Consider the following 26541-nt stretch of genomic DNA (forward strand, 5'->3'; position numbering starts at 1 on the left):
AGATCAGGTCCGGATGTTGATGATCGACTGCGAAATCTGCGTCGCAGTGTCGATCGCCTTGGCGTTCGCCTGGAAGTTGCGCTGGGCGGTAATCAGCCCGACCAGTTCCTCGGCGATGTCGACGTTGGAGCGTTCGAGCGCGCCCGACAGAAGCAAGCCGGACCGACCGTTGCCGGGAATGCCGTACTGAATCGCACCCGACTGGCCGCTGGGTTCCCAGCTGGCCGAGCCGATCTGGCGCAAACCGGTCGGCGACATGAAGCCGGCGACCGCGACCACGCCGATCGGAACGATCGTGCCATCGTCATAGGAAGCGGCGACTTCGCCGGTGTTCTTGACCGCAATGCCGGAAAACGCAGCGCCGGCGGTGTTGGTCGGCGGGGCAAGCGCGTCAATGGTCGTGGTGGTGGAGGTCGGCACGCCATTGGCATCGACCGGGAACACCTGCAGGCGATCGCCCTGATTGTTCACGACATAGCCGTTCTCGTCCATGTCGAAATTGCCCGCGCGGGTCACCGAAACCTTGCCCGAACCGGGCGCGGCCATAGTGAAGAAGCCCTCTCCATTGATAGCGACGTCGAGTGCAGAACCGGTCTGCTCGATCGGACCGAGCGAGAAGCTCTGCTTGATCGACGACACGCGCGAGCCGATCCCCATCGTGAGCGACGGATCGGTCAGTACCGAAACCGCGACGATATCGGCAAAGCTGGTGTCGCTTTTCTTGAATCCGCCGGTCTCGGCGTTGGCAATGTTGTGCGAAATCACGCCTAGGTCGGTCTGGGCGTTCTTAAGCCCGGTGAGTGAAGTGTAGAAAGACATGTCAATTCTCCTGCGAAGAAGCGGTCAGGGCCTGGCTGAGCGTGTCGAGCTTGGCCTCGATCGCTTTCAGCGTGTCACCCATTTCAGTGGTCCCGGCGAGCGAGGAGAATTGCGCCATTTGCGCCAGCATCTCCTTGTTATCGACCGGATCGAAGGGATCCTGCTGCTGCATCTGCACGGTCAGCAGCTTGATAAAGTCGGCCTGCCCCAGATCCGTCCAGTCGCGCCCGGCTACGGGTGCGGCGGTGGATGTGGCGAGCGGCGAAAGCGAAGTGATTGAACTCATTTCATCCTCACGGTTTCGAGCATAAGTTGCTTGGCCGTGCTGAGCGCTTCGACCATGTTGCGGTATTGTCGGCTGGCATCGAGCATCTCGATCATTTCGGCGTTTTCATCGACCGGCGCCTCCCACACGTCGCCGTTGGCATCGGCCAGCGGATGCGATGGGTCGTGCCGTCGCACGGGTGCTTTGTCCTCGCGTTCGACCGAGGTGACACTGACCGTGCTCGCCTCGCCTGCCGCGTCGAGAGCTTCGGCGAATACCGGGCGCAGCGGGCGATAGGCTTCTGCCTCGCTGCCCGCCACGCTGCCGGCATTGGCAAGGTTGGACGCCGAAGCGTTCATACGCACCATCTGTGCGGACATGGCGCGGCTGGCGATGTCGAACATGCTCATGCGATCGGCCATCTTCATTCACCCCGGATCGCGCGGGTCACGGTTTCGATCCGGCCCTTGAGGAATTCGAGCGTGGTCGCATAGGCGACCGCGTTTTCGGAAAACGCCGCCTGCTCGGTCGACATCTCGACCGTGTTGCCGTCGAGGCTATCCATGGTCGGCACGCGATAGCGCAGCGCGCCATCCTCGCTCGCATCGGCGCCCTGCCCCGCTTCGCGAGCGGCAAGTGCTGCAGCGAAGTCGATGTCGCGGGCCTTGTATCCCGGTGTCGCGGCATTGGCGATATTGGAGGCGATCAGCGTCATCCGCCGTCCGCGCAGTTCGAGCGCATCGCCGTGTATGCCGAAAAGGCTGTTGGCCATGTGATCCAGTTCCTTGCCAATGGACGCCAGTGCGCGCCCTCGCCCATTCCATCAGCAAGCAGCGTGCCAAATGCGTTTCACGCGGTGGCGGCCGTCCCAAACCGGCAAGCCGTTGCCGCAACCGGCAAATATGCGCCCCCGGCTAAACTTCTGCCGCCCGCCGACCGTCCTTGAGCGCGTACCCATGGGAGAATTGCCAGCGTGTCCGTCACCAGCCTGATCGACCCCGCCTCATTCGCCATCGTCGTCGGCGGCACCATCTTTGCGACCGTGCTGCATTGCGGCCCGAAGGAGTGCCGCAAGGCGATCCATGCCGTGGTCGAGGCGCTGCGTCCGGGCTTCGACCCGGTGCGTGCGCGTTCGGACCTTGCCCGCCAGATCGCGGATATCGCGCGCGACGGACTGATCCGCAGTCAGCCTCGCCCGATCGGCGATGCCGAATTCGACGAAGCGACCGACGCGCTGATTGCGACCCGCTCGCTCCAGCAGCTGGTAGAGCGCCACCGCGACCATCGCCGCAGGCGACTTGCCCGAGCGGGCGAGGCGCGGCTGGTCCTCGAACGGGCGGCCGAACTCGCCCCCGTCCTTGGCCTCGCCGGAACGCTGATCTCACTCGGGTTGTTGGCCGGTCGGCCGCCTGGACCGCCCGCCGATCTGGCCAGCACGCTGGGTATGGCGGTGCTGACGACGTTCTACGGTCTCATCACCGCGCATTTCGTCGCTGCGCCGCTGGCCGAGATCGTCGAACGCCGTGCGCAGGCCGAGGACGCCAAGCGCGAGGAACTGTTTACGTGGCTCGAAACCGAAGTCGCGCGCGCCGAACCGACCTTGCGCCCCCGCGATAGCGAGGCTTCAGTCGGAAAATTCGCAGCATGACGCTGCGCCGGATCAATGCGGTGCACACGATCCTCGCTGATCTGGCGTTGATCCTGTTCATCACCACGGCCAGCCTGTCGCTTCCGTTGTCGCGTGTACCAAAGCCCGTTCCGCCTGCGTCCCCGCCTTCAAGCTCGGCCGCCACGGCTCCCGCTTCCAACCCTCAAGTCACCCTCGCCATCTGGCAGGGCGATACGGCAAGCAGCCAGCTTGGCGCGTGGCTGGCGCGGCAGGATGTCGATCCACGCACCACACTGGTGCTGGAAGTCGAATACGCCGCGCAGTCGCGCGCAGCGGCGTGGAAAGAAGCAGCGCAGCTCGAACGGATCGCGCAAGCGAGCGGGCGGACTGTCCGCGTATCGCTGCGCGAAGGCTCGACCGATCGTACCCGCGCGGTGCTGAGCTACGAACCGGCGAGTGCGCAGCCATAATGGCACGATCTTTGCTAAAAACGGGGCGAGCAATCGCTACGAGGAATATCGCCATGACCATCCGCTTGTCCGCCCTTGCCGCTGCCGCAATGGCATTTGCAGCCTCCCCGGCGCTTGCCGGAGGAACCGAGAGCCCGGCAGATCTCGACCAGCTGGTCGCGCAATTCACCGGCGCACTGATAGGCCAGCCGGGCGGCGCCGCACGCGCCATCGACGCCCGGCTGAAACTTGCGCGCTGCGTCCAGACCCCCGTTGCGAGCTGGTATGGTTCCACGCGTCGCAGCGTCCGTATCGATTGCCCGACGCCGGGCGGATGGACGGTCTATGTGCCGCTGATGCAGGTCGAGCAGGCACAGCCGGTCGTCTCGCGCGGAGATCTGGTGAGCGTCGAGGTCAGCGGGCAAGGTTTCATGATCGCAGGCCGCGGCGAAGCACTGGCTGCGGGTGCACCGGGCGATGTCGTTTCGGTGCGCACCGAGGACGGAACTCGCAAGGGCCGGACGATCAGTGGGCGCGTGCTCGGACCGGGGCGGATCGGCATTGCGCTGCCGTAAACCGGCAAAAACCGACCGCCTGCCCTTAAACTGGCAATCATCGGGTCGTTCTGCTGGGTAATACTTATGGAGCCCAGGCTATGAAGCCCATCGATGCCATCTCACCAACCGCCGCTTCCCGGCTCGCCGCCGTGGGCAAGGCGAAGAACGTTGCGCAAGGCGCGGCTCAGGAAGCCCAGGCGCGTCCTGCCGCTCGTGCGGACACTGCAAGGGTTACGCAGGATGCCTCTCCGCCGATCGACACCGATCGCGTCAACGAGATCCGCCAGGCGGTGCAGCAGAAGCGTTACCCCATCATTCCGGCGCGCATTGCCGATGCGATGATCGCCGCCCCTTATCTCCTCAACGCCGCGAAGGACTGACGCGATGGCCCTGTCCCAGAAACTCAGGCAGATGATCGCCCTGCTCGAAGGCGAGCGCGATGCGCTGGCCAAGCTCGACCTCGAACGCATCCTGGTATGCGCCGAAGGCAAGAGCGCAATCGGCGACCAGCTGTCCGACGATTACGGGCCGGACGCGATCGACGACGAATGCCGTGGCCTACTCGACGCGGCACAACGGATGAACGCGGTCAACCGCAAGATGCGCAACCTGATCGCCGCCAACGTCCAGTCGCGGCTCGATGCGCTGGCGGGAACGACACGCATTTATGCCACGCACGAAGCGCCCGTTCGCATGGCCACTTCACCCGCACGTTCGGCTTGGCACGATATTTGAAGGTAACTTTCCTCGAACATCGAGAGGAAGTTTCCAATGCCGAATGTCGCCGCAGTTTCTTCTGCCGACAACGTCCTGTCCACGATAGCGCGCGCTTCGGGTCGCACAGGGACAAATTTCGACTTCATGGTGGCGCAGGCGCGGGTGGAATCCGCGCTTGACCCAAAGGCGAAGGCTGGCACCTCAAGCGCTGCCGGCCTGTACCAGTTCACCAATCAGACCTGGCTGGAAACCGTGCGTCGCCATGGTGCCGAGCATGGGCTCGGCTGGGCGAGCGAGGCCATCGGGACCAAGGGCGGCAAGGCGCATATCTCGGATCCGACGCTTCGCCAGCAGGTGATGGACTTACGGTTCGACCCGCAAGCCGCCGCGGTCATGGCAGGCGCACTCTCAAACGACAACGCGGCCTATCTGCAATCCGCGACCGGACGCGCACCTGACAATACCGAGCTTTACCTCGCGCATTTCCTCGGCGCACCGGGCGCAGGCCGGTTCATCAACGCGCTGGCGGGCGACCCCAACCAGTCGGCCGCTGCGCTGTTTCCCGAAGCTGCTGCGGCCAACCGTTCGATCTTCTACGATGGCAATGGCGCGCGCTCGCTTTCGAGCGTGCGTTCGCTGCTGGAGGCCAAGCTTGCCGATGGCGGCATGGACCTGCCGCAACGGCAAGGGTTTGCCGTAGCTGCCGCAAGCGACCAACCCGCGTTTGAATCGCCGCAATCATTCGCTTCGGCCAATCGTCCGGCGGCGTCGGCGCTCCAGCCCATGTCCGAAATCCTCGCCAGCACTTTTGGCCATGCCGAGACCGGTAACAGCCGCGCCGCGCGCCACGTTGCAGCCGCCTATAGCAAACTGGCGGAGTTCGGACTGTGAACGCCGTGCTTCCCGCTTCGCGCGCGCTGGCGCTGCCTGCCGCAATCCTCGTGATCATCCTGCTGATGATCGTACCGATCCCTTCGCTGTTGCTCGACGTCTTCTTCGTGCTCAACATCGCGCTGTCGGTCGCAGTGCTGATGACGGCGATGAACGCGGCCAAGCCGCTCGACTTCTCCTCCTTTCCATCGGTCCTGCTGTTCGCGACGCTGCTGCGCCTTGCGCTCAACGTCGCCTCGACCCGCGTGGTGCTGATGAACGGGCACCAGGGCGACGCCGCGGCGGGCAAGGTGATCGAGGCTTTCGGGGCCTTCCTGATCGGCGGCAATTTCGCCGTCGGCATCTTCGTCTTTCTGATCCTGATGATCATCAACCTGGTGGTCGTCACCAAAGGCGCGGGCCGCGTGTCGGAAGTGTCGGCGCGTTTCACTCTCGACGCATTGCCCGGCAAGCAGATGGCGATCGATGCCGATCTCGCCGCAGGGCTCGTCACCGCCGATGAAGCGAAGGCCCGCCGCCGTGAGATCGCCACCGAGGCCGACTTCTACGGTTCGATGGACGGCGCGAGCAAGTTCGTGAAGGGCGATGCCATCGCCGCGCTGCTGATCTTGGCGGTCAATGTGATCGCCGGGCTGGTGCTCGGCATGGTGAGCCACGGGCTGAGCCTGCAGGAAGCAGGAGCCCGCTATGTCACGCTGGCGGTGGGCGATGCGCTGGTCGCTTCGGTTCCCGCGCTGCTGCTGTCGATCGCAGCGGCCAGCATCGTCACCCGCGTGTCCGACGCACGCGACCTGTCGGGCCAGATCGGCGGGCAGTTCGCCCATTCTCGCAACTGGCTGCCGGTCGCCTGCATTCTCGCGGTGATCGGCTGCATTCCGGCGATGCCGCAGACGGTGTTCCTGCCGTTCGCCGGTGGCGCCTTTGCCTTGTGGCGCAAGCTGAAGAAGGCCGAGGAAGCTGCCGAGGCCGCCAAGGTCAGCGAAGCACAGGCACCGCCCGCCAACCCCGCCGAGATCGCGATCGAGGATATCGCCGACAACGCCCTGGTCACGATCGAACTGGGCTACGGCCTCGTGCACCTTGCCGATCCGCGCAAGGGCGCGCCGCTGGTCAACCGCCTCACCGGCCTGCGCCGCCAGATGTGCGAACAGCTCGGCTTCGTGCTGCAACAGTTCAGGGTGCGCGATTCGCTGACGCTCAGGCCAGACGAATATCGCCTAATGCTCGGCGGCGCGCCACTGGGCGGAGCGCAGCTGATGGCGGGGCGCCTGCTGGCCATCGACACCGGCGATGTCGCCAGTTCGGCCGCCATTCCGGGCACGCTTACGGTCGACCCAAGTTTCGGCTGCCCGGCGGTATGGATCGATCCGGGCCAGCGCGAGAATGCCGTCGCGGAAGGCTATCTGGTGGTCGATTGCGAAAGCGTCGTCGCAACGCAGGTTAACCGCCTGCTGATGGCCCGCGCAGCCCGCCTGCTCGGCCCCGACGAAGTGCGCGAATGGCTCGGCGCGGTGCGCCAGCGGCACGAGGCTCTGGTCGAGGCGATCACGCCGCAACCTTTGTCGCTGGCCGCATTGACCCGCCTACTGCGCTCGCTGGTGTCGGACGGTATCTATCTCGCCCATCCGGTCGCGCTGCTCTCCAGTATCGCGCAGGCGCTCGGCGACAGCACCGATCCTGTCGCCATGACCGATCTCGTGCGCGCCGACATGGGTGCGCAATTGGTCGGGCAATTGTGCCGCCCGGACGAGAAACTGCCGGTGCTGACCCTCGCAGCCGAGCTGGAGGAAATGGTCGTCACCGGTATGCGCGACCCGGTCAGCGGGCAGGCGGTGATCGAACCCGATCTTGCCCGTTCCATCGGTGAGCGCATTGCCATGCTGACCGCGGAACGCGAGCCGGGAATGACCCCGCTTGCCCTGATCGTCCAACCTGCCGCACGCCGACCTTTGGCCGCGCTCCTCGCCGCCCGCGCACCTGAATGTGCGGTGCTGTCGATATCCGAATTGCCGCCCGAACAGCCGATCGAAGTGATCGATGTCATCGGGGCGGCTGCTGAACCGCAAGCCCACTCGGCACAGGCCGAACCCGAAAGGATCGCTTCCCGATGATTCATGACCATTCCGCCATCGCCGCCGCGCAGGCCTATGGGTCCGACCAGGCAGGGCGCGTCGAGCGGTTCACGCCGTTGGTGCGCAAGCTCGCATGGCATTTCTCCGGCTCGGTCGCCGATCTGATGGAGGTCGAAGACCTGATCCAGATCGGCATGATCGCGCTGGTCGAATGCGCAGGTCGCCACGACCGCCCAGGCGAAGACGGGTTTGCCGCCTATGCCAAGATGCGCGTACGCGGGGCGATGGTCGATGCGATCCGCGCCGCCCGCCCCGGTTCACGCCGCCGCCGCGCACTTTCAAGGAAGGTCGAGGATGCACGCCGCCTGATCGAGCAGGAAACGGGCAAGCCCGCCACGCGTGAGGCGGTGATGCAGCTGGCCGGAATTACCGCAGAAGAATTGGCGACGATCGAGGTCCAGCCCGAGCCGCGGCTCGAATCCATCGACGGCGCGGAGGAAGTGCTCGATCTGGCGGACGATAGTGATCGGCCCGATGCCCTGCAAAGTGTGATCGCCAATCAGGATCGTGAGCAACTGGCGTTGGCAATCGCCGCACTGCCGCAACGGCTACAAATGGTGATCCAGCTCTACTTCCTCGAAGAGCTGAACCTTGCCGAAATCGCAGCGGTGCTCGACGTGTCGGTACCGCGCATCCACCAGCTCAAGGCATCTGCACTCCGCCAGTTGCGCGATCGGCTGGAGCAGGGTCTGGAATAAAAATCGTCCCAGCTCGGGACAGGCCAGATTCATTCTTCTTAAATTGCTGCAAGCACTTGCCCCATTTCGGGAGCGAGCTTAGGCCGCATGCCAGCGGGGGTCGCAATCCCAACAAATGAGAAATCGCCCCTTGCGCCGTGGTCGCACCTTTATGGCCGAGCTGGGTGTGTTTGCTCCATTATTGTGGAGCTGTCGGGAGAGATTGGCTCGGCAAGCTCACAGGGGGCTGATATGAAATACCTACCTCTCGCACTGGCTGCCGCTGTAGTGGCGACGCCGGCCTTCGCCGCCGATACCGTGGCTTACAATTCAGGGCCGAACGACACTTGGTATTTTGGCGGTGGTAACGATTATACTCCGGCGAATACGCTCGTCCTCACCACCGACGCAGGCGACCAGATGTATCTGCGGATGCATCAAACCTATCAGCCAGCACCCGCATCGGATGGCAGCGGGGTTTATTCCTTCGCTCTTGGAACGGATCCGATGAGCTTCGATTGGGGTGTCGACAACGATAGCCAGTCGAATATCACCGGTCTCATAACGATGACCAATATCGGAACGGGTTCGAGTTTAAGTTACGATCCCTTCTTCACCGGCAATGACAACGAATTGATGGATAGCAGCACGCAGAACAGCTTCCGTCTCAATTGGGGCGGAATCGGGTTCGATCCGGGCGTCGACGATACCTATCGCGTCGACCTGACCATCAATGGTCTCGGCAGCGACACCAGCCGTACGCTCAGCGTTTTCGCCAAGCTCGGAGACGGGGCGATGGGCGCGGTGCCGGAGCCGGCAACATGGGCCCTGATGATCCTCGGTTTTGGGTTTATCGGTGGTATCCAGCGCAAGACGCGCCAGAAGGTGAAACTAACCTACGCCTGATCGACCTGTTCGACAGCAACACGAAAAGCGGCGGCGAGCCTGCATTCGGTTCGCCGCCGCTTTCCTGTTGGAGTGTTTGCGTGGCGATCAGTTACGGCACGCGTCCAGTGTCTAGGCGAGAAGCTCGTCCAATTCGCACACCTTGTGCCCCGGATCAACCGCCAGCGCCGTCTCGGGCGCTTCCTTGACGCGCGCAGATGTAGGCTTTTCGACAAAGCAGGCAGAACCGCTTGCGCGCAAAACCTTGAGTCCTTGCGCATCGTCGGCACCCATCCCGGTGAGCATTGCCCCCCGCCAGCGGCGCTCCGCTAAGCGCGGCAGAACCGAGCAACAGGTCCGCACTGGGGCGGCAGCCACCCACCGGATCCTTGTCGAGCAAGCGCAGGCGCGGCGGTGGCCCGGCTCGATCACCGCATGGGTCGATGGGTCAAAGGCGACATGGAGCGTTCCCGGAACCAGTTCCGCCCGGTCGCTGGCTTCGACGATCTTGCACATTGATGAGGCTGCATTGCGTTCCAACGCGGGCCTGACCAGCGCGCTGTGCGCGCTTACGACAAATCACACCCATTTCTTTCGCGAGTCCCATCACCTCGATCACCTGCGCATGCATCTGCAGCAACCATGGCTCGATCGTCTGGATGCCGGCGAGCAGGTACGGGTGTGGTCGGCAGGCTGCTCCAGCGGTGAGGAAGCCTGGTCGATCCTGCAGTCCATCATGGGCACCAAGCAGGCCAATTGCGAACGCGCCGAGCGTGGAAATCTGCGACTGCTTGCGTCCGATATCGATCGCAATGTTCTGCGTGTCGCTAGTGCGGGACATTATCCGATTGATACGCTGGCTGGCATTCCCGCTGAATTGGCCAAATTATGGGTAGTGCGTGAAGGTGATGGCTTTTCCATCTCGCCGCGGCTGCGCAATTTCGCCTGCTTCCAGATGCTCAACCTGATCGGCGAATGGCCGCTGCGCCAACGTTTCGACGCGATATTCTGTCGCAACGTCATGATCTATTTCGACGGCCCGACCAAGCAACGCCTAGTCGAACGACTTGCCGAAATGCTCCTACCTGGGGGAATCCTCTATATCGGTCAAAGCGAAAGGATCACCAAGGACGCGCTACCGGAGCTGATGGAAATCGGTCCGACCATCTATAGCAAAGAGGAGCGCTGAGCATGATCCGTCTCGTCATTGTCGATGACAGCCCCACCATACGCGCCATTCTCGCGGCGCGTCTCTCCGGCGAATCGGATGTCCGCATCGTCGGGATGGCCGCAGACGCGCGCGAGGGGCGCGAGATGATCCGTGCGCTCGATCCGGACGTGATTACACTTGATGTCGAGATGCCTGGGATGAACGGCCTCGACTTCCTCGAAAAGATAATGGCGCTCAGGCCGAAGCCGGTCATCGTCATTTCTGGTGCGACCCAGGCGGGAACGGCGGCAACGGCACGCGCGCTCGCATTGGGAGCGATTCATTGCTACGCCAAATGCGACCGTTCCGGCAACCTGCCACTCGACGACTACGGCCGTCTTGCACAGCTCATCCGTGAAGCTTCGCATGTCCGCTTCGAAGCTGTTGCGCCTACCCCTTCGAGGTTTCCGGCCATCGGCGGCGTATCGAGCGACCTTATTGCCATCGCATCTTCTACCGGCGGGGTCGAAGCGCTGCAGAAGCTCTTGCCGAGGTTCACAACGGATTGTCCGTCGACGCTGATCGTGCAGCACTTCAACGCCCAATTAGCCCCGGCGATCGCGCGCTCGTTGGACAGCACTTCGCCCGCACGCGTGATGCTCGCCGAACCGGGCGTGATGCTCAAGCCCGGCGAAATCTATCTCGCCCCCGGCGACGACCGTCACCTCGGCCTCGCCAGCACGCCTGACCTCAAGATCGCGCTCCGTCGCGGTCCTCCGGTCAGTGGACATGTGCCGAGCGCCGACAGCGAAGTGCTACCGTTCCTCGAAGGGCTCGTCGCGAACAGTGAGCGGATGGTGATGGTGCTTGATTTGCGCAGCCTCTCGTTCGACGACCGGCTCGAGCTTGCAGCCTGATCGTGATGCCCTGTCCTCAGACCCTCAAAATCCTCACGGAGATCCTGCGCGAGACGGCTAGCGATATCGAAGCGCTGGGTGCTGCATTGTGCACCGACGAGATGCTCATGCTGCGCCATTGCACCGCGCTGCAGTCGATCGATGTGATCGCGCAGCGTCAAAACGGCATCGCGCAGTTCCTGGAAGAGTACTGTCGCCATGAGGCCGTCGAATCGCTTTCGCTGGAGGCGCTTCAGGAACGACTGCGACTGCCCAATCCAGCCGCAGCAGCAATGCGCAAGGCGAGCTGATCCGCAAGCGGGACAACATCAGTCTTACCCGGATAGCAAGGGCCTAGTCGCCGATGAAGCAACCAGGCCCTTGCTTTGTAAACCAGGTTCAGCCGCAAGATCGTCTATCGGCGCCCGATAGAACTGAACCGGTTACCCTTGCCGGAAAGCGCGTGCGAGATCGACAAAATCGTCCCTTACACGACCCAACCGATCCGGTACGAAATCGGTGACACAGGCCAGCACCTCTTTCCGCGCCGCAGTATAAAGCTGCGCCAGCGCGGGTCCGAGCGGAGCGCTGCGATCAACCCCCATGTCCAATGCGGTAAGAGCCGAGAGCGACCGGGTGATACCATCGGCCCGCCGTCCATTGTCGCCCAGCTCATTCGCGCGAAGGGCATTGCCCAGCCCGTCGATAAGCTGATCGATACACAACAGCACCAGTTCGGCGCTGCTGGAACCGCGCACGCGCGCGTCGAAAGCCGAGTTGCGATAGGCAGACGCAGCATCCCTATGCAGCGCCAGCATCAGTTGTTACTCGAATTCCAGGCGTCGATCTGCGCCTTGAGGAAAGTCAGGGTCGATTGCGACGCAGCAACGCGGGCATCGGCCTTGGCGAAGCGCGAGACGAGCTGCTGGCGCAGCGTTTCCTGCTTCTCGGTGAGCTCGGATTGTTGTTCGCTCGTTGTCTTGGACAGCGACTGATACCGCGCGATCGATCCGGCAAGCGAGCCGGGATCGCTGGTCTTGGATGCAGCGCGACCGATCTTGTCGATGCTTGCATAAATGCCATAAAGCCCGGTGGTGAACATCGCCGCCGCGCTAGCCGGATCGCGCTTCAGGGTTTCTTGAAGGCGCGTGGCATCGAAACTGAACGTGCCGTCGCGCTGCGTCACCAGTCCAAGATCGGACAGAGTGCGCGGCGCGCCATCAGCGGCATTGGGCATCACGACATCGCTGGCGATATGCGACAGGGCGTTGCGCAGCGCGCGTGCTCCCGGATCGCCGGACAGATCGCCGGCGGTTGGATTCATTGCATCCTTGAGGTCGCCCGCGACCGTGTTCAGCGCCGATACGAGGTCCGCCATGAAGGACGGAATCGAACCGGACGGATCGCTGAAGCCGATCGTCGTGGGATTGCCCGTGTTGGTTCCTGTCAGAGTGAGCGAAAGGCCGGGAGCAACCTCTCCCGTCTTGTTCGATGCGCTGGTCATGGCCAGGCCATCGAGCTTGAACTGCGCGTCGGCCGAGGTCGACAGCAATTGTCCGGTGGCGCTGCCCGGCTGCCAGGCAAGATCGGCAAGGCCATTGCCCGCGGTCGCCTCGGTTGCGTCGATAACAAAGCCGTTCTGCGCGCCTTCTGCTCCCTTGAACACGAGCTGCGCACCGCTTGAGGTGTTGGCGACATAGGCGCTGACGCCGGATCCTGAAGCGTTGATCGCACGAGCGACATCGGCCAGTGTCGAACCAGCAGGAATGTCGATGTCGACCGCCGCGTGGCCAGTGTCTTCGGTGAAGCTGGCAGCATCGGCCGCGCCAAAGCGGATCGTCAGCGTCCCCTCGCCCACCGGGCTGTCGGCCGAAGAATAGGCGGTGCTGGCCAGTGTCTGGCTCTTCGCGAGCGAAGTGACTTCCAGCGTATAGCTGCCACTGGCGACCGTCCCGCTGGTGAGGCTGGCTTGCGCGACCGAGGAACTCGCTACCGATGCGGTGACCGCCAGGTCTCCGCTGCGCACTCGGTCGCCGATCGAGCTAGCAAGGGTAGTGATGGAATTGCGGATCGAGCTGGCAGCCGAAATCTGACGCTCGAGCTGGTCCGACTTGGCGGTCAACCGGTCCTGCCGCAACGCGAACTGCGCGGTCGACAGGTCGGTCGCGAGCTTGCTCATGTCAATGCCGCTGCCGCCGCCGAGCGTCGATACGATGGAACCCATTTCAGTCATGACGGATAGAACGACCGCATAGACCCGCGCTTAAGCCTCTACCTTGCCGTCCGCATCGTAACGCAAACGCACCGGCACGCTCAGCTGCGGGAAAGGCGGCGTCTCGCCCCGGCCCAGCGCCATGACATAGGCGACGATCGCGGCAACGGCAGCGTAGAGTTCCTCGCGAATAACCTGCTTTTCACGCGTCGTGTAATAGATCGAACGCGCGAGCGCCGGGAATTCGAGCACCGGCAGATTGCGCTCACCCGCCAGTTCGCGGATCGCCAGCGCCTTCTCTCCGCGTCCCTTCGCCAGCAGGATCGGAGCCGCCGCGCGGGTTGGATCGTAGGTCAGGGCAACTGCGAAATGGGTCGGGTTGGTGATGACGAACTGCGCCTCGCGCATGGCGGGCGCCACGCTGCCCGCGGCGATATCGCGCTGGCGCTGGCGACGGTGGGCGCGCGCCTCGGGCGAACCGTCGGTTTCCTTGTTTTCGTCCTTCATTTCCTGCTGGCTCATCTTGAGGCGCGACTGGCGCCGCCAAATCTGCACCGGCACGTCGATCATCGCGATAATGAGCAGGCCCCCGCCTAACGCAAAGGCGAGCGAGAGCAACGCGTGCCACGCCAGTCCCAGCTGATCGGCGAGCCCCGCATTGGCGAGCCGCCCCAAATCGCCCAGCCAACTGCGTGCCCAAGCGTAAGCAATCGTACCGAGCAGGCCGACCTTGGCCAGCCCCTTGCCCATCTCGATCCAGCCGGTTGGGCCGAACACGCGTTTCAATCCGGACAGCGGGTTGATCCGCGAACCCTTGAACGCAAGATTTTCCGGCACCCAGCGCCCGCTGCCAAAGCCCAACTGGCTGACCACCGAAACGAGTGCCAGCACCAGCCCGAGCGCCGCCACGGGAGCCATCACCCCGGCAATACGCAGCGCTGTACCGCGCGGGTCGATCCCCTGCTCCACCGCGCCATGATCGAAGCTCAGCGAAGCACGCACGAGCTCCATAAGCTCGCCGCCCAGCCATGGCCCTGCAATAGCAAGCAGGCCGAAACCGACCAGCACGCTAGCGGCAGTGGCCAAATCCTTGCTGCGCAGCACATCGCCCTTGAGCGCGGCATCCTTCTTGCGCTTCTCGGTCGGTGCAAATTGCTTCTCGCCGCTCTCGCTCATCGCACGATCAGCCCCCCGGCAGTCTCCAGCGCGAGGCGCGACAAATCGCCCAGATCGGCGAACATCAGCGGCGCGGCGACGATCATGCCGCCGATCCCGGCAAGCACTCCCAGCGGCAGACCCAGCGCGAACAGGTTGAGCGCAGGCGCGGACCGGCTGAGGATGCCGGTGGCAAGCTGCACCAGCAGCAAGATCACCGTAATTGGCAGCGCAATCGCAAGCCCGGCGCCAAACGTCGTCGCGCCGAACTGCGCAATGGCGAGATAGCGATCCGCGCCCAGCCACGCGGCACCGGGCGGAAAGCTCGAATAACTTTCCAGCACCAGCCGCAGCCACACCAGATGGCCACCGGTCCCGAAGAAGATCAGCGTAAGGGCGATGGTCAGGAAATTGCCGAAGACCGAGCGCTGGCCTTGCCCGTCGGGGCTTGCCGATTGGGCCATCGACAGGCCCATTCCGCCACCGATCAGCTCGGCGGCGACCAAAGGCGCGGCAAAGGCGAGCTGGAGCACGAAGCCAAGCGCCAGCCCGATCAGCACCTCACCCAGGATTGCGACGAAACCCGCCAACGTAAAGCTGAGCGTGACATCGGGAACCGGAAGCCAAAGCGCGGTGAAGATCGCAAGTGCACCGGCAGCAGCCACGCGGACCAGCGCCGGAACTCCGGTCGCGCCGAAGATTGGTGCCGCGACCAGCGCCGCACCAACCCGAGTCATCAGGAAGGCGACATGCCAGAACTGGGCCTCGAGCGGCCCCAATCCCAGCGCAATGGCATTCATCGCCCGATCGCCGCGATCTGGTCGAAGATGTCCTTGGTGAAATCGCCCAACAGCCCGACCATCGCCCCGCCCAGCAGCACCAGCACCAGCGCGATGGCGGCCAGCTTGGGGACGAAGGTCAGCGTCTGTTCGCTGACCGAGGTCGCAGCCTGTATCAAGCCGATGACAAGACCCACCGCAAGGCTCGCGAGCAGGATCGGCGCAGCGATCAGCGCCGCGATCCACAGCATCTGGTCGGCCAGCGACAGCAGTTCGGGTGCCTGATCCATCAGTTGAAACTCGCCGCGAGCGATCCCATCAGCAGCGACCACCCATCGACCAGTACGAACAGCAGCAGCTTGAACGGCAGCGAGACGAGCATCGGGCTCATCATCATCATACCCAGGCTCATCAGCGTGCTGGAGACGACGAGATCGATTACCAGGAAGGGCAGGAACAGCATGAAGCCGATCTGGAATGCGGTCTTGAGTTCGCTGGTGACGAAAGCGGGCAGCAGGATCGAAAACGGAACCGATTTGGCGTCGGCGAATTTGGGCGCCTTGGCGATTTCGGCAAACATGGCGAGATCGCGCTCGCGCGTCTGGCGGATCATGAAGGCATGGAATTCCTCGCCCGCGGCAGAGATCGCGGTTTCTGCGTTCATCTGCCCGGCGGCGTAGGGGGCGATAGCGCGCGTGTTCACGCGGTCGATGGTCGGTGCCATGACGAACAGCGAGAGGAACAGCGACAGACCGATCAACACCTGGTTGGGCGGCGATTGTTGCAGGCCGAGCGCCTGCCGCAGGATCGCCAGCACCACGATGATGCGGGTGAAACTGGTCATCATCAGCACCAGCGCCGGCAGGATCGTGAGCAGACCCATCACCAGCAACAGCTGGAGCGACAGGGTCAGGCCGCCGCCGTCGTTCGACATCGCGCCGAACGCCCGGTCGAGCGCGCCGGGCACCGCCGATTGCGCCTGTGCCGCGCCGGGCAAGGTCAAGACAGTCGCCGCAATTGCCAGCGCGAGACGTTTCATGGCTCGATCTCTCCGGCAACCGCGCCGGTCGCCACATCGGCCTCGGCCAGCCGGGTGAGACCGTTGCGCGATGCGGATACGAGGATCTCGCGGCCGTGAAATTCGATCACCGCCAGCCGGATGCCGGGCGACAGGAAGCTGGTCTCGACCACTTTCGCACGCCGCATCCGCGCCTGACCGCCGGGAATGCGGTCCTGCATCTTGCGGGTCAGCTTCAGCGATCCCCAGATCATCCCGGCGAGCAGCGGCAACAGGATCAGCAGTTTGAGGAGATACCACCCCATCGGATTTTACTCCACGCCTTCTTGCGCCAGCGCCGCTTGCGGCGCGCTTGGCTGGCCGTGGTCCTGACCGACGAGGTCGAGGATCCGAATGCCGAAGCGGTTCTTGTCGGACACGACCTCGCCGCGCGCGACCAACGTCCCGTTGACCAGCAGATCCACGGGCTCATCGACCAGCCGGTCGAGCACCACCACTTCATCTTCAGCCAGCGCCATCACTTCACGCAGGCTCATCCGGGCCGAGCCGAGCTCGACTGTCAGCTGAACTGCGATATCGTTGATCCGCGCAAACGGATTGCCCCCGGCGATCATGATAAATTCCCCTTCTTATCCAAGCTTGTAATGCGTAGCGCCACGCAATCGTCGACTTCGCCGACACTGCCCCAGGCGAGCGCGCGGCCCTGACACATCAGCGGCACCTGCCGGCGCAGCGGCAGCGCGAGCACGTCGCCCGCGCGCAGATTGCCGATACGCGAGAGCGGTATGCTCGTATCGGCCAGCACGGCATGCACCGGCAGGGCGATCGTGCCCCACGGATCGGCAGTGCAATCGCCCGCACCTTGCGAACCACGCGTCTTGGCGCGCCAGGCCGAAAGGATCGGACCCACAGCCTCTTCACGCAGCGCGATCTGCAATTTAACCGGCTCGCCGCCAAGATTGTCGATCGTCACCACGCAAGTGGCGACCTTCTGACGTACTGCGAGAACAAGGTTGCTGGCAGACTGCCGCCGCGGCGCCTTGGGTGCGAGCGACGTATCCGCAAGCAGTTCGGCCAAGGCTTCGTGAAACGCTTGCTCGATCCGCTGGCGCAGCAGCACCGCGGAATGGCGCAAGACCACCACTTCACCGCCGGTAGACTCGTTGTCCTTGCTCTCTGCGTTGCGCCCGCCGAACAACCGCTCGACCGCCGTGCCGAGACCTTGCGGGAACACCGCGAGGGTCAGTTTCTCGCCGGTGTCACCCAAACCGATCAACTGCAATGCCGTGCCGGGCCGATTGACGGCTTGCTGGAAGGCATTGCTGGCCGTCAGCGTCGCGGCTTCGGCGCTGGCGCTGCATTCGAGCCCGGTCGTGCGCGCAATGCGCTCGCCCATGGCGCGTGCGAGTTCGCCCACCACCGTACCCAGCTTGGCCAGCCGATCCTCGTCGGTCAGGCGATGCGCGAGGAGTGCCTCGCAATGCATCGCTGCCGCACGTTCGGCCTCGAGAGGAAAATCCGCTTTCACTGCGTCGCGACCGGCGTCACTGAATGATCAGCGAGCGGAAATAGACTTTGTCGACGCCGCCAAAGCCCTCGTTCTGCTTGAGGATGCGGTTGATCGACGCGGTAAGGCGCTTCTGGATCCGGTCCTTGCCTTCGGGCGACATGAATTCTTCTTCCGGCGTGTCGGACAGGTCAACCAGGATTGCGCTGCGTAGCGCCAGTTCGTGCTGCTTCATCCACATCAGCACGCGCCCGTCGCGCCGGGTCGATGCGGCGAGCGTGGTCTGTACCAGCGCGCTGGAGTTCTTCAGGTTCGAGGTAAAATCGTCGCCAAAACTGAAATAGGCAACGCGATATTCATCGCCGCCTTCGCCATAGACGGTTTCCGCGCCGCCTTCTTCCTTGCCCTTGCTGACCGGAGCGTAGGGGTCTTCCTCGCCCTTGAGGATGAGCTTGGGCGTGTTGTCATGAGCTTCGGCATGACCGCCGACCAGACCGAAAGTGACCAGCGCAAAGGCACCGCCGCCCGCCCCGGCGAGCACCAGCACCAGCAGCAGGAGGATTTTCATCAACCCGCCCTTTTTCTTCTTGCCGGTATCCTCTTTGTCCTTGTCTTTGCTCATCGTCCGATCCCTCGTTCGTCAAATTTCATGTGTTCAGGCGAAGATGCTGCCGTCACGCGGTGCCTGTCGGCGACCTCGCGGCTGAGCATCGGACTGGCCGTCCCGCCGTGCTGATGTGTTTTCCCGCTGTGATCCCGAGCGGTCTTCTAGCGAAGAACGTGGTTCACCATTACTTCCACGGCCCTGGGTATTTTCACCTAGTTGGCCACCGCCAAGCGAGCCCTGATGGGATGGCTGCGGGGCTGTTGCGAAGCGGCGTTCGGCCTGCGCGGCGCCCTCGGCCAGATGCATACGGATGTCCTGCGGCATGGTATCGGCCCGCAGTCCGATCCCGCCATCGTCATCGCGCGAAAGATGCAGCGCCATGGTGCCGAGGCGATCGTGCGGAATGGTGAGCTTTGCCGAACGCTCGACGGTGTCGCCCGGCATGGCATCGAGCGCCGCGACCGCCTTGTCGATCTGCTTGGTGAGATCGAAATGCGAATGGGTGGATGGAGCAGCCTCGACAACGGGCCTTGCACCATGATCGACCGGCACGACGGAGGCCTGCGCAAATGTGCGCAGCGCCGGTTCGGCCGCGGCGAGTTGTTCGGTGCGAATATGGGTGCGGGCTTCCCCCTTACTGTTCTCGCCCAGTTCCGGATCAACCGGCGCGATTGGTCCAGAAGCAGTGGCAACCGCCTGCTGCGCCACTGTAGTTTGTCCAACAACATGCCGGACCACCGCTGGCTGCGTTTCGCCGCGAAGCTGCGCCAGCCGGTTGATGTCGCCACTGGCGATATCGGGAGCGGCTGAACGATCTGCCTTCGACAGTTCGTTGGTGAGGCCGGGAGCATTTGTCTTGGACACATTCGCGCCGCCACCCTCACCCGCTGAAGCAGTCTGCGAAACCACCATCTTCGCCCATTCGAACCCGGCAAAGCCGGATGGCAAGGGAGCGAGGGGCGCTGCGCGGCCATCGGTCTCACTTGCCTGGGCTGGTTGAACAGGGGGGGCCTGCGTACCTCTGGTGAGAACCACATCCGGGGCTTTCGAGGCCACCGATACGGTCTGCTCAACCGGCTTGGGAGCCTCTTGCGGCATCGTGTTGCCGACAAGCGGCAAGAAATTGCCGGTTAGCGCGGCAACGTCTTGCTCACCGGTTTTCGGGGCGTCTGCCTCACCTTCAACGCTGTCGGCATTGTCCGGCGTGATCTCAGGAGTGTCCAAGGCGGGTGCACCGGCCAAAAGCGCTGCAAACAGTTGCGCAAGCGCCGGATCGACGACAGGCGCGTTCGTCTGCGACGACGTACCGCCGGAGATGGTCTCGAGAGAGAGTGTCATTTTCATGACCGCTCATGATCAAGAATCGTGCCAGTCCGTTGTTGCACGGAATCCGCGGTGTGTTCGGCGTCTGCCAATTGCCGAGCGGCCTTGTCCGCCATCTCCTGCGTGCGGTCGCGACGGCGGCGTGCGGCCTGCTCCTGCTGCATCACGACTTCGGTCTGGCGCGAGAGTTCGCTCAAGTGATCGCGGGCGCTACGGTGCATCTGCCGGGTGCCCTGCGCCATGACCTGCTGGAGACCAAGCTCCAGCGCATCGCGGGCATCGCGGCGGGCCTGGTAATGTTCGAGCAGCCCGGTCGTGCGGTCGGCCACCAGCCGGGCATGGCTTTCCCGCCCCATTTCGGCGTGCAGCCGCCCCGCCGCCTCGCGGTGCTCGACTTCGCGCAGGCAGCTGACGAGCTGAAGTCGGCGCAGGCGTGTCCGCTCATCCACGGGCGATTACGGCGTTCAGCGCGCCAATGGCATCGTCGGCTGAGACATGCTTCCCAATATCCTGGCCAAGGAAGGCCTCGATCGAATCATGCGCAGCAATTGCCCGGTCGAGGACCGCATCGGTGCCGGGCCGATAGGCGCCCATCATCAGCAGGTCGCGATTGCTCTCATAGGCGGAGATCAACGACCGCATTTCGCGCGCGGCGGCGAGATGATCGGGGCTGGCGATATCGGCCATGACCCGGCTGAGCGAAGCGGGCACGTCGATCGCCGGATAGCGCCCGCGCTGGGCGATCTGGCGTGAGAGCACGATATGCCCGTCGAGGATCGCACGCGCGGTGTCGACCACCGGATCGTTGTGATCATCGCCATCGGCTAGCACGGTGTAGAGCCCGGTGACCGAGCCGCCGTGGGTGACCGAATTGCCCGCGCGCTCGACCAGTCGGGTGATCGTTGCCAGCGCAGATGGCGGATAGCCTCGCGCCCCGCCGTGTTCACCCAGCATCAGCGCGATTTCGCGCGCGGCGTGGGCAACGCGGGTCAGGCTGTCGAGGATCAGCAGAACCTTATGGCCCTGTGCCCGGAAATATTCCGCCAGCGAAGTCGCCAGCATTGCGCCGCGCAGCCGCAAGTTGGGCGCGTGGTCTGCAGGAACGGCAACAACCGCAGTCCGCGCGGCAGCGTCGGAATGCATATGCCTTCCGACGAAATCCGATACTTCGCGCGCACGCTCACCAATCAGCCCGACCACGACGATGTCAGCCTCCGCGCCATGAGCGATCATGTCGATCATCACGGACTTGCCCACGCCCGACCCGGCAACGATACCGACGCGCTGACCAACGCCGAGCGTGGTCAGTGAATCGATTGCGCGAATGCCCGTGGCAAAGCGTTCCCGCACGCGCCCGCGTTCCAGCGCGCCAACTCGTTCGCCGCCTGCCAGCCCGCGCGAGGTGGCGCGCACCGGGCAGCCCCCATCAATCGGCTTGCCCAGCCCATCGACCGCGCGGCCAAGAAAGCCTTCTCCGACCGGCACCGTCCCGGCAAGACCGGATGGGCGCACGCGGGCGCCGGGGCGAAGCAGCACGGCATCGCCCAGCAGGCTCATCAGTGTGCGCCCGTTACGAAAGCCAATCACTTCGGCGAGATGCGAGGTCGCACGGCCCTGTGCTATGCGGCACAACGAACCTATCGGGATCGAGAGACCGGACACCTCGATCAGCGGCCCGTCGCAGGACGTCACCAGTCCGAATCTTGCGGGCTGAAAGTCTATCGGGGCCTGGGTCAGCCCCGCCGCCATGTCATCGAAACTTCGAAGCATCGTCAGAGGCCCTCGTCGCCGAAAGCCTCGTGTAACGACTGCAGCCACAGTGCAGGCCCATCCTCCACCCCGCCATCGGGCGTATCGATACGCAGCCCGCCGCGCTCGAGCGATGGATCGGGCAGGATCGTGAAATCTGACGACAGATGCGACGACACCAGCACCGCGTCCTCAGGATTGAGGCGCAGCAGCCGTTCGTCCTGTGCGCGGGTCAGCATGGCAGCGGCCTTACGGGCACGGTCCGCCAGCCGCACGGGATCGAGTGCCAATGGCAAGACCGCTTCTTCGCAAAGTGCGAGAACGGTCTGCCGCAGCCGTTCGGCGAGCGCATCCGCCTCGACCTTCTGCATGGATTCCAGACCGGCAAGCAGCTTGGCGCAGCGTGCCTCGACCTGGGCAATCTCTTCTGTGCAGCGCCCCTGCGCGCGCGCTTCACCTTCGGCCAGCCCGCGCTCGAACGCGTCTTCCAGCGGATCGGGTTCGGCAATGTCCGGCTCCGGAGCGGCTTCGACCACCTCGACCGGAACATCGAAGAACCGGCGATCTGGCTGGAAACCGCGCGGGCTCTCTGCCAGCAGCGACCAGCTAGACATAATCGTCGTCTCCGGACCCGAAGATGATTTCTCCATCGGCGGCCAGCTTGCGCGCGACGGTCACCATGTCGCGCTGGGCCTTTTCGACATCGGCCAACTTCATCCGGCCACGCTGCTCGATTTCGTCCTTCACGCCGTCGGCGGCACGGCTGGACATGGCGGCGAAGAACAGCTCGCGCTGGCCTTCTTCCAGTCCCTTGAGCGCATCGATCAGCGTGTCGGATTCGACTTCGCGCAGCAGCTTGCCCATCGCCTGCGGATCGAGCGCAAACAGCAGGTCGAAGCGGAACATCGCTTCTTCCATCTGGCGCGCCAGAACCTTGTCGCGCTTGTTGAGCGCAGGCATCACGCGCTTCTCGACCGGGCGGGCGGCCTGATTGATGATCGTGGCCGCATCGGCGACCCCGCCCAAAGCCAGTGGCAAGGTGCCATATATCGATCCGATGCGGTGTTCGACCAACTCACCCAGCATCACCATCGCTTCGGGCGCAAGCGGGCCGAGCGTGGCAATACGATGAACGATGTCGGCCTGAAGCCCGTCCTCGATACCGGCCAGCACCTTGGCGGCCACCTCGGGTTCAAGTTGCAGCAGGAGCACGGCTACGACCTGCGGATGTTCATCAGCCAGGATGGTCAGCACCGCATCCGCCGACAGCCAGCGCATCAGCGCCAGCGGGCCTTCATTCGACGGTTCCTCGCGCGCACCGACCGAACGCATCACGCCATCGGCCTTGATCGGGCCGACCGCACTTTCGAGGAGCTGGCGCATCTTGCCCGAACCGCCGGGATTTTCGACCGAGCGCGGCTCCGCGCGGTCGGCAAAAGCGGCAATCGCGGAAGCGATCTGGCTTGGATCGACGTTTTCGAGCTGCGCCATTTCGGCGGCGAGTTTGCGCAGTTCGGGCGCAGAAAGGTCGGCCAACAGCCGGCTCGCCACGTCCTCTTCCAGCAGCAGCACCATCAGGGCGGCTTGCGATACGCCGCTGGGGTTCAAGACCTCGGCGCTCATTCCGCAGCCTCCTTGGCGGAGTTGTTTTCGAGCAATGCCCGCAGCGCGTTCAACGCGTCGCCGGGCTGCTCGCGCGAGATCCGCCGCGCCAGCTCGACCTGTTCGGTAAGATCCTCTCCTTGCGGGATACTTGGCCGGTCAGTGGTCCGGGCAGCGTCGGAGCCGACACCGGCCTCGCTGTCGTCGCCTTCTCCGTCGCTGCCATCGGCATTAGCGAGTTTGCGATCACGCACCGCCTTGACCATCGGACGAACGCCGAACAACAACACCAGGATCACGCCCAGCAAGGCGACCACGTTGCGCAGGACCGTAGCGAACCAGCTTTCCTCCCAGAAATTGGGGGCGACGACGTCCGCTTTCTCGAACGGGCGCACCAGCACCGTAACCTTGTCTCCGCGGGCCGGATTGGCACCTACCGTCGCACCGACGAGCGCTTCGATCTTCGCAATATCCGCAGGCTTGGCGCCCTTCAACGCGGCCTGATCGATCGCCACCGCCACCGAGAGCTGGCGTACGTCGCCCGGCTGCTTGTTTGTAACGGCAACCTCGCGTCCGAAATCCCATTTACGGCTGGTCTGCGACTGGCCCGAAGGCTGGTTTGCGGCTTGCCCCGCCTGCGGCCCGCCTTGTGGAGCGCGCTCCTGCGCCTGCGCGGCGGCAGGTGCAAGATTGGTGGTGGCACCTGGTATTCCTCCTGCGGGCTGACGCTGCGCTGCAGTGGACTGACTGGCGATCTCACTGCGCAGCGAGCCGTCCTTGTCATAGCTTTCTCGTGCAGAGGTCAGCTCGTCCATGTCCAGATTGACCTGGACCTCGCTGGAGAAATTGCCCTCGCCGAACATCGGCGTCAGCACCTGCGAAAGCTGGCTGCGCAGCTTGGCTTCCATTTCCGCCTGATAGGCCAGCCGGTCCGCGCCCTCGCTCGAAGGTTGCGTCAGCAAGCTGCCATGTTGATCGACGATCCGCACCGCATCGAGCGAAAGCCCCGGCACCGAAGCGGCCACGAGGTTGGCAATCGCGGAAACCTGGCTTTCGGATAGCTGCCGCCCCCGCGCGAGCGTGACCATGACCGACGCGCTTGGCGGCAAATCCTCGCGCACGAACACCGATCTTTCGGCCTGCGCAAGATGCACGCGCACAGCGCGCACGCCGTCGATCTGTGCGATTGTCAATTCGAGATCGCGCTCGCGTGCGGCACGCAAGCGGTCGCCTTCCAGATTGCGGCTCGCGCCCATCGGCAACGAATTGAGCAGCGCCGAACCATCGGCGGGCGCGGCGAGCGCGCCATTGCTAGCGACCACCATGCGCGCGCGATAGAGATCGTCCTCGCCGACGCTGAGCGCACCGCTGTCGTTGTTGATATTATATCCGATACCCGCCTGATCGAGTGCGGAGACCACACTCGCACGCTCGCTGTCGTCGAGCGAGGTATAGAGCACGCGCTGTGGCGCGGGGGCGAGCAAGGCCCAGGTGAGCGCAGCAAGGCCCAACCCGCCGATACTGACGAACCACGGCAACAGCCGCTTCATCGCCGGTTCGCGCAGTTGCGCGCCGATCCGGGTCAGCCGGTCGGCAAAGCCACCTTGCCCGCTGGCCGCGGCAAAGTCTTGCGAAGGAATGATTGCGGTCATTTACTCAGACCCCCATCCGCATGATTTCTTGATAGGCATTGAGGAGCTTGTTGCGCACCTGAAGCGTCGTTTCGAACGCTACGCCCGCCTCCTGCCGTGCTAGCATGACCTTGGCGACGTCGGTGACCTCGCCCCGCTCATAGGCTTCGCTGAGGCGTGAGGCTTCGTTCTGGCTGGCGTTGACGCTTTCGAGCGACTGGCGCAGCACCCCGGCGAAATCCGAAGGACCGCCGGTTTCCGTAGTGCCGGTGGCTGCGGGCGCAGGTTGCTCCTGCAACGCACGGATATGCTGCGAGCGATCGCGAATCTGCTCGCGCATCGCCATGATGTCCTGGACGCTGATCCCGCCGCCTGCTTTGCCGACGGGGCTCACAGCGCGACCTCCATCGGTACACCGGCTTCGCGATAGGATGCTAGACGATAGCGCAGCGTCCGCTCACTAATTCCGAGCCTGCGCGCAGCCTCGATCCGCTTGCCGTTGCACTTTCGCAGCATTGTCAGGATCGTGCGAGCCTCGGTATCGCGCACGGCGTTTTCCAGCTTGCCGTTGCCCGCCTGTTCGATCGGATAGACGTTGTCGAGCACTTCGCGAGCTGCGGACGCGGCAGTTTGGACCGGCTTGTCGATCACGATATGCGCATGTTCAATCTGACGCGCATCGCCAGCGAGTACCAGCGCGCGGCGGATGACGTTTTCCAGCTCACGCACATTACCTGGCCAGTTGTGTTGTTCCAGCATTGCCAGCGCCGCCGTACCGATCCAGCCCGGTGCCTGCCCCTCGCCGCGATGGCGCAGCAGCATGGATACCGCCAGCGGCGCAATGTCGCCGGGCCGCTCGCACAGTGCCGGCAGATGGATCGGGAACACGTTGAGGCGATAAAACAGGTCTTCGCGGAAACGCCCTGCCGCGACCTCGTCGGGGAGGCAGCGGTTGGCGCAGGCGACGATGCGCACATCGACCTTGACCGGCCTGGTCGAGCCGACCGGGGTTACTTCGCCTTCCTGCAACGCCCGCAGCAGCTTGGCTTGCAGGGCCAGCGGCATCTCGGCGATTTCGTCGAGCAGCAAGGTGCCGCCATCGGCTTCGCGAAAGAAGCCCTGGCTCGCCGCATTGGCACCGGTGAACGCACCCTTCTGGTGGCCGAACAGCATTGCTTCGAGCATTGTTTCGGGAATCGCGGCGCAATTGATACCGATAAACGGCGCGTTGGCACGCGTACTGCTGCGATGGATGAATCGCGCGAGCACTTCCTTGCCCGCGCCGGTCGGGCCGGTGATCAGCACAGGAACCTCGGTCGAGGCAAGGCGCTCGGCCAGCGCATATACGGTCAGGCTTTCGGGATCAGCTCCGACGGGTGCGGAGCCGGTATCGATCGCGCCAATCCGCGCGAGCACGCAAGCAAGCGCCATGTCGGGCTGCCCCGCATCATAGGCAATGACGCTACGCTGCGTTGCCGAGGCCGCACCGAGCGCCCCCACGGTCGGCGCGTCCCCATCATGACGGATGAACAGCGTCCGCGGTCCACGGACGTCTTTGGCGACTGCTCCGATTTCGGACGCGTCACACAGCAAAATATCTTCGGCGATATGCAGCGACCCTGCCACACCTGCCAGTCTTGCAGACAAAGATACATGCCGCCGATCAAATTCTCTGCTGGTCGATAGCTTCGCCATCGGGCCCCCCGGTTAACCACTTCGATAGCAGGCAAATGCCCCGGGGACGTGCAAATCCGTATAAATTTCAGGTCTGGTAGTATTACCTATATCCCAAGGCGAAAAACCTGATGGGCCAGACTTAAACGTTGCGCTGCCCTGCCGGTCTGTTGGGTCAGCAAACGCGGCCAGATCGGCGGCGATGCTGATCTTCTCAGCCTACCAAGGGAGTACCGA

Annotated in this window: 35 protein-coding genes; 12 read left to right on the top strand and 23 right to left on the bottom strand. The window is 63.9% G+C overall.

Features of this window, described 5'->3' with window-relative positions; all coding sequences use genetic code 11:
- Positions 1-3 precede the first annotated feature (3 nt).
- From GRI58_RS02150 to flgB, 4 genes are read right to left on the bottom strand one after another with little or no spacing between them, the layout of a single operon-like run.
- Complete coding sequence (locus GRI58_RS02150; protein WP_160751895.1) at positions 4-819, bottom strand: flagellar hook-basal body complex protein; 816 nt, start codon at positions 817-819, stop codon at positions 4-6.
- A 1-nt stretch (position 820) separates the two neighbouring features.
- Positions 821-1105 (bottom strand): flagellar hook assembly protein FlgD, encoded by a 285-nt coding sequence (locus tag GRI58_RS02155; protein ID WP_160751896.1) that lies wholly within the window; start codon positions 1103-1105, stop codon positions 821-823.
- Positions 1102-1494, bottom strand: a complete 393-nt coding sequence (flgC, locus tag GRI58_RS02160; protein WP_202386756.1) for a flagellar basal body rod protein FlgC — start codon at positions 1492-1494, stop codon at positions 1102-1104. Before flgC ends, GRI58_RS02155 begins: the two co-directional genes overlap by 4 nt.
- 14 nt (positions 1495-1508) lie before the next feature.
- Positions 1509-1856, bottom strand: a complete 348-nt coding sequence (flgB, locus tag GRI58_RS02165) for a flagellar basal body rod protein FlgB (RefSeq protein ID WP_160751898.1) — start codon at positions 1854-1856, stop codon at positions 1509-1511.
- Between the two features lie 201 nt (positions 1857-2057).
- On the opposite strand from flgB, the gene GRI58_RS15830 reads away from it, so the two are divergent.
- The 9 genes from GRI58_RS15830 to GRI58_RS02210 all read left to right on the top strand — a co-directional run bounded on the left by GRI58_RS15830 (position 2058) and on the right by GRI58_RS02210 (position 9022).
- A complete protein-coding gene (locus tag GRI58_RS15830) occupies positions 2058-2732 on the top strand; it encodes a MotA/TolQ/ExbB proton channel family protein (RefSeq protein WP_160751899.1) in 675 nt (224 codons plus the stop codon).
- Positions 2729-3163, top strand: a complete 435-nt coding sequence (locus GRI58_RS02175) for a hypothetical protein (RefSeq protein WP_160751900.1) — start codon at positions 2729-2731, stop codon at positions 3161-3163. The genes GRI58_RS15830 and GRI58_RS02175 overlap by 4 nt, the downstream gene beginning before the upstream one ends.
- A 53-nt stretch (positions 3164-3216) precedes the next feature.
- Positions 3217-3717 carry a flagella basal body P-ring formation protein FlgA gene (locus GRI58_RS02180; RefSeq protein ID WP_160751901.1) on the top strand — a complete coding sequence of 167 codons (501 nt, stop codon included), beginning with the start codon at positions 3217-3219 and terminating at the stop codon, positions 3715-3717.
- A gap of 80 nt (positions 3718-3797) precedes the next feature.
- Positions 3798-4079, top strand: coding sequence for a flagellar biosynthesis anti-sigma factor FlgM (locus GRI58_RS02185; RefSeq protein ID WP_160751902.1), 282 nt, complete (start codon positions 3798-3800; stop codon positions 4077-4079).
- 4 nt (positions 4080-4083) lie between these two features.
- Complete coding sequence (locus tag GRI58_RS02190) at positions 4084-4434, top strand: hypothetical protein (RefSeq protein WP_202386731.1); 351 nt, start codon at positions 4084-4086, stop codon at positions 4432-4434.
- 36 nt (positions 4435-4470) lie between these two features.
- Complete coding sequence (locus GRI58_RS02195) at positions 4471-5307, top strand: lytic transglycosylase domain-containing protein (protein ID WP_160751903.1); 837 nt, start codon at positions 4471-4473, stop codon at positions 5305-5307.
- Positions 5304-7418 (top strand): FHIPEP family type III secretion protein, encoded by a 2115-nt coding sequence (locus tag GRI58_RS02200; RefSeq protein ID WP_160751904.1) that lies wholly within the window; start codon positions 5304-5306, stop codon positions 7416-7418. Before GRI58_RS02195 ends, GRI58_RS02200 begins: the two co-directional genes overlap by 4 nt.
- The gene (locus GRI58_RS02205) at positions 7415-8137 is read left to right on the top strand and encodes a sigma-70 family RNA polymerase sigma factor (RefSeq protein ID WP_160751905.1); all 723 of its coding nucleotides are present in this window, start codon (positions 7415-7417) and stop codon (positions 8135-8137) included. The genes GRI58_RS02200 and GRI58_RS02205 overlap by 4 nt, the downstream gene beginning before the upstream one ends.
- Before the next feature lie 231 nt (positions 8138-8368).
- A complete protein-coding gene (locus tag GRI58_RS02210; protein ID WP_237452017.1) occupies positions 8369-9022 on the top strand; it encodes a PEPxxWA-CTERM sorting domain-containing protein in 654 nt (217 codons plus the stop codon).
- Between the two features lie 111 nt (positions 9023-9133).
- Here GRI58_RS02210 and GRI58_RS02215 read toward each other — a convergent pair whose 3' ends face one another.
- Positions 9134-9517, bottom strand: a complete 384-nt coding sequence (locus tag GRI58_RS02215; RefSeq protein WP_237452045.1) for a chemotaxis protein CheB — start codon at positions 9515-9517, stop codon at positions 9134-9136.
- 13 nt (positions 9518-9530) lie between these two features.
- On the opposite strand from GRI58_RS02215, the gene GRI58_RS02220 reads away from it, so the two are divergent.
- The 3 genes from GRI58_RS02220 to GRI58_RS02230 are packed head-to-tail and all read left to right on the top strand — an operon-like array spanning position 9531 to position 11358.
- On the top strand, positions 9531-10190 hold the full coding sequence (locus GRI58_RS02220) for a CheR family methyltransferase (protein ID WP_160751907.1): 660 nt from the start codon (positions 9531-9533) through the stop codon (positions 10188-10190).
- 2 nt (positions 10191-10192) lie between these two features.
- Positions 10193-11068, top strand: a complete 876-nt coding sequence (locus GRI58_RS02225; RefSeq protein WP_160751908.1) for a chemotaxis protein CheB — start codon at positions 10193-10195, stop codon at positions 11066-11068.
- 5 nt (positions 11069-11073) lie between these two features.
- A complete protein-coding gene (locus GRI58_RS02230) occupies positions 11074-11358 on the top strand; it encodes a hypothetical protein (RefSeq protein WP_160751909.1) in 285 nt (94 codons plus the stop codon).
- A 132-nt stretch (positions 11359-11490) separates the two neighbouring features.
- Here the strand turns inward: GRI58_RS02230 and GRI58_RS02235 are convergent, their stop codons facing one another.
- Genes GRI58_RS02235 through GRI58_RS02320 form a run of 18 tightly spaced genes read right to left on the bottom strand, consistent with a single transcriptional unit; the run spans position 11491 to position 26277 of the window.
- Entirely contained in the window at positions 11491-11865 is a 375-nt protein-coding gene (locus GRI58_RS02235; RefSeq protein ID WP_237452019.1) for a flagellar protein FliS, read from the bottom strand.
- Positions 11865-13280, bottom strand: coding sequence for a flagellar filament capping protein FliD (gene fliD, locus GRI58_RS02240; protein ID WP_160751910.1), 1416 nt, complete (start codon positions 13278-13280; stop codon positions 11865-11867). The genes GRI58_RS02235 and fliD overlap by 1 nt, the downstream gene beginning before the upstream one ends.
- Positions 13281-13310: 30 nt before the next feature.
- Entirely contained in the window at positions 13311-14435 is a 1125-nt protein-coding gene (locus GRI58_RS02245) for an EscU/YscU/HrcU family type III secretion system export apparatus switch protein (RefSeq protein WP_160751911.1), read from the bottom strand.
- Positions 14432-15214: a flagellar biosynthetic protein FliR gene (gene fliR, locus GRI58_RS02250; RefSeq protein ID WP_160751912.1), complete on the bottom strand. Its 783-nt coding sequence runs from the start codon at positions 15212-15214 to the stop codon at positions 14432-14434. Before fliR ends, GRI58_RS02245 begins: the two co-directional genes overlap by 4 nt.
- Entirely contained in the window at positions 15211-15483 is a 273-nt protein-coding gene (locus GRI58_RS02255) for a flagellar biosynthetic protein FliQ (RefSeq protein WP_160751913.1), read from the bottom strand. Before GRI58_RS02255 ends, fliR begins: the two co-directional genes overlap by 4 nt.
- Positions 15483-16232: a flagellar type III secretion system pore protein FliP gene (gene fliP, locus GRI58_RS02260; protein ID WP_160751914.1), complete on the bottom strand. Its 750-nt coding sequence runs from the start codon at positions 16230-16232 to the stop codon at positions 15483-15485. The genes GRI58_RS02255 and fliP overlap by 1 nt, the downstream gene beginning before the upstream one ends.
- Positions 16229-16516: a flagellar biogenesis protein gene (locus GRI58_RS02265; RefSeq protein WP_160751915.1), complete on the bottom strand. Its 288-nt coding sequence runs from the start codon at positions 16514-16516 to the stop codon at positions 16229-16231. Before GRI58_RS02265 ends, fliP begins: the two co-directional genes overlap by 4 nt.
- 6 nt (positions 16517-16522) lie before the next feature.
- The gene (gene fliN / locus GRI58_RS02270) at positions 16523-16825 is read right to left on the bottom strand and encodes a flagellar motor switch protein FliN (protein ID WP_160751916.1); all 303 of its coding nucleotides are present in this window, start codon (positions 16823-16825) and stop codon (positions 16523-16525) included.
- Positions 16822-17739 carry a FliM/FliN family flagellar motor switch protein gene (locus GRI58_RS02275; RefSeq protein ID WP_160751917.1) on the bottom strand — a complete coding sequence of 306 codons (918 nt, stop codon included), beginning with the start codon at positions 17737-17739 and terminating at the stop codon, positions 16822-16824. Before GRI58_RS02275 ends, fliN begins: the two co-directional genes overlap by 4 nt.
- A 16-nt stretch (positions 17740-17755) precedes the next feature.
- Complete coding sequence (locus GRI58_RS02280; RefSeq protein ID WP_160751918.1) at positions 17756-18340, bottom strand: flagellar basal body-associated FliL family protein; 585 nt, start codon at positions 18338-18340, stop codon at positions 17756-17758.
- Positions 18341-18373: 33 nt separating this feature from the next.
- Entirely contained in the window at positions 18374-19663 is a 1290-nt protein-coding gene (locus tag GRI58_RS02285) for a hypothetical protein (protein ID WP_160751919.1), read from the bottom strand.
- Positions 19664-19665: 2 nt separating this feature from the next.
- The gene (locus tag GRI58_RS02290; RefSeq protein ID WP_160751920.1) at positions 19666-20097 is read right to left on the bottom strand and encodes a hypothetical protein; all 432 of its coding nucleotides are present in this window, start codon (positions 20095-20097) and stop codon (positions 19666-19668) included.
- Entirely contained in the window at positions 20090-21418 is a 1329-nt protein-coding gene (locus GRI58_RS02295) for a FliI/YscN family ATPase (protein WP_160751921.1), read from the bottom strand. The genes GRI58_RS02290 and GRI58_RS02295 overlap by 8 nt, the downstream gene beginning before the upstream one ends.
- 2 nt (positions 21419-21420) lie before the next feature.
- The gene (locus GRI58_RS02300) at positions 21421-22011 is read right to left on the bottom strand and encodes a FliH/SctL family protein (protein WP_160751922.1); all 591 of its coding nucleotides are present in this window, start codon (positions 22009-22011) and stop codon (positions 21421-21423) included.
- On the bottom strand, positions 22004-23020 hold the full coding sequence (locus GRI58_RS02305) for a flagellar motor switch protein FliG (RefSeq protein WP_160751923.1): 1017 nt from the start codon (positions 23018-23020) through the stop codon (positions 22004-22006). The genes GRI58_RS02300 and GRI58_RS02305 overlap by 8 nt, the downstream gene beginning before the upstream one ends.
- Positions 23017-24651, bottom strand: a complete 1635-nt coding sequence (gene fliF / locus GRI58_RS02310) for a flagellar basal-body MS-ring/collar protein FliF (RefSeq protein ID WP_160751924.1) — start codon at positions 24649-24651, stop codon at positions 23017-23019. The genes GRI58_RS02305 and fliF overlap by 4 nt, the downstream gene beginning before the upstream one ends.
- A 4-nt stretch (positions 24652-24655) precedes the next feature.
- Entirely contained in the window at positions 24656-25024 is a 369-nt protein-coding gene (gene fliE / locus GRI58_RS02315) for a flagellar hook-basal body complex protein FliE (protein ID WP_337190860.1), read from the bottom strand.
- Positions 25021-26277 (bottom strand): sigma-54 interaction domain-containing protein, encoded by a 1257-nt coding sequence (locus tag GRI58_RS02320; protein ID WP_237452020.1) that lies wholly within the window; start codon positions 26275-26277, stop codon positions 25021-25023. Before GRI58_RS02320 ends, fliE begins: the two co-directional genes overlap by 4 nt.
- Between the last annotated feature and the right edge of the window lie 264 nt (positions 26278-26541).

Origin of the sequence: Qipengyuania algicida (genome assembly GCF_009828025.1) — a bacterium.
GTDB classification, from domain to species: domain Bacteria; phylum Pseudomonadota; class Alphaproteobacteria; order Sphingomonadales; family Sphingomonadaceae; genus Qipengyuania; species Qipengyuania algicida.

Coding starts and splice junctions, on each gene's coding strand:
- GRI58_RS02150 (WP_160751895.1), bottom strand. CDS start 819: ATGTCTTTCTACACTTCACTCACCGGGCTTAAGAACGCCCAGACCGAC.
- GRI58_RS02155 (WP_160751896.1), bottom strand. CDS start 1,105: ATGAGTTCAATCACTTCGCTTTCGCCGCTCGCCACATCCACCGCCGCA.
- flgC (WP_202386756.1), bottom strand. CDS start 1,494: ATGAGCATGTTCGACATCGCCAGCCGCGCCATGTCCGCACAGATGGTG.
- flgB (WP_160751898.1), bottom strand. CDS start 1,856: ATGGCCAACAGCCTTTTCGGCATACACGGCGATGCGCTCGAACTGCGC.
- GRI58_RS02175 (WP_160751900.1), top strand. CDS start 2,729: ATGACGCTGCGCCGGATCAATGCGGTGCACACGATCCTCGCTGATCTG.
- GRI58_RS02180 (WP_160751901.1), top strand. CDS start 3,217: ATGACCATCCGCTTGTCCGCCCTTGCCGCTGCCGCAATGGCATTTGCA.
- GRI58_RS02185 (WP_160751902.1), top strand. CDS start 3,798: ATGAAGCCCATCGATGCCATCTCACCAACCGCCGCTTCCCGGCTCGCC.
- GRI58_RS02190 (WP_202386731.1), top strand. CDS start 4,084: ATGGCCCTGTCCCAGAAACTCAGGCAGATGATCGCCCTGCTCGAAGGC.
- GRI58_RS02195 (WP_160751903.1), top strand. CDS start 4,471: ATGCCGAATGTCGCCGCAGTTTCTTCTGCCGACAACGTCCTGTCCACG.
- GRI58_RS02205 (WP_160751905.1), top strand. CDS start 7,415: ATGATTCATGACCATTCCGCCATCGCCGCCGCGCAGGCCTATGGGTCC.
- GRI58_RS02210 (WP_237452017.1), top strand. CDS start 8,369: ATGAAATACCTACCTCTCGCACTGGCTGCCGCTGTAGTGGCGACGCCG.
- GRI58_RS02215 (WP_237452045.1), bottom strand. CDS start 9,517: ATGTGCAAGATCGTCGAAGCCAGCGACCGGGCGGAACTGGTTCCGGGA.
- GRI58_RS02225 (WP_160751908.1), top strand. CDS start 10,193: ATGATCCGTCTCGTCATTGTCGATGACAGCCCCACCATACGCGCCATT.
- GRI58_RS02230 (WP_160751909.1), top strand. CDS start 11,074: ATGCCCTGTCCTCAGACCCTCAAAATCCTCACGGAGATCCTGCGCGAG.
- GRI58_RS02235 (WP_237452019.1), bottom strand. CDS start 11,865: ATGCTGGCGCTGCATAGGGATGCTGCGTCTGCCTATCGCAACTCGGCT.
- fliD (WP_160751910.1), bottom strand. CDS start 13,280: ATGACTGAAATGGGTTCCATCGTATCGACGCTCGGCGGCGGCAGCGGC.
- GRI58_RS02245 (WP_160751911.1), bottom strand. CDS start 14,435: ATGAGCGAGAGCGGCGAGAAGCAATTTGCACCGACCGAGAAGCGCAAG.
- fliR (WP_160751912.1), bottom strand. CDS start 15,214: ATGAATGCCATTGCGCTGGGATTGGGGCCGCTCGAGGCCCAGTTCTGG.
- GRI58_RS02255 (WP_160751913.1), bottom strand. CDS start 15,483: ATGGATCAGGCACCCGAACTGCTGTCGCTGGCCGACCAGATGCTGTGG.
- fliP (WP_160751914.1), bottom strand. CDS start 16,232: ATGAAACGTCTCGCGCTGGCAATTGCGGCGACTGTCTTGACCTTGCCC.
- GRI58_RS02265 (WP_160751915.1), bottom strand. CDS start 16,516: ATGGGGTGGTATCTCCTCAAACTGCTGATCCTGTTGCCGCTGCTCGCC.
- fliN (WP_160751916.1), bottom strand. CDS start 16,825: ATGATCGCCGGGGGCAATCCGTTTGCGCGGATCAACGATATCGCAGTT.
- GRI58_RS02280 (WP_160751918.1), bottom strand. CDS start 18,340: ATGAGCAAAGACAAGGACAAAGAGGATACCGGCAAGAAGAAAAAGGGC.
- GRI58_RS02285 (WP_160751919.1), bottom strand. CDS start 19,663: ATGACACTCTCTCTCGAGACCATCTCCGGCGGTACGTCGTCGCAGACG.
- GRI58_RS02295 (WP_160751921.1), bottom strand. CDS start 21,418: ATGCTTCGAAGTTTCGATGACATGGCGGCGGGGCTGACCCAGGCCCCG.
- GRI58_RS02300 (WP_160751922.1), bottom strand. CDS start 22,011: ATGTCTAGCTGGTCGCTGCTGGCAGAGAGCCCGCGCGGTTTCCAGCCA.
- GRI58_RS02305 (WP_160751923.1), bottom strand. CDS start 23,020: ATGAGCGCCGAGGTCTTGAACCCCAGCGGCGTATCGCAAGCCGCCCTG.
- fliF (WP_160751924.1), bottom strand. CDS start 24,651: ATGACCGCAATCATTCCTTCGCAAGACTTTGCCGCGGCCAGCGGGCAA.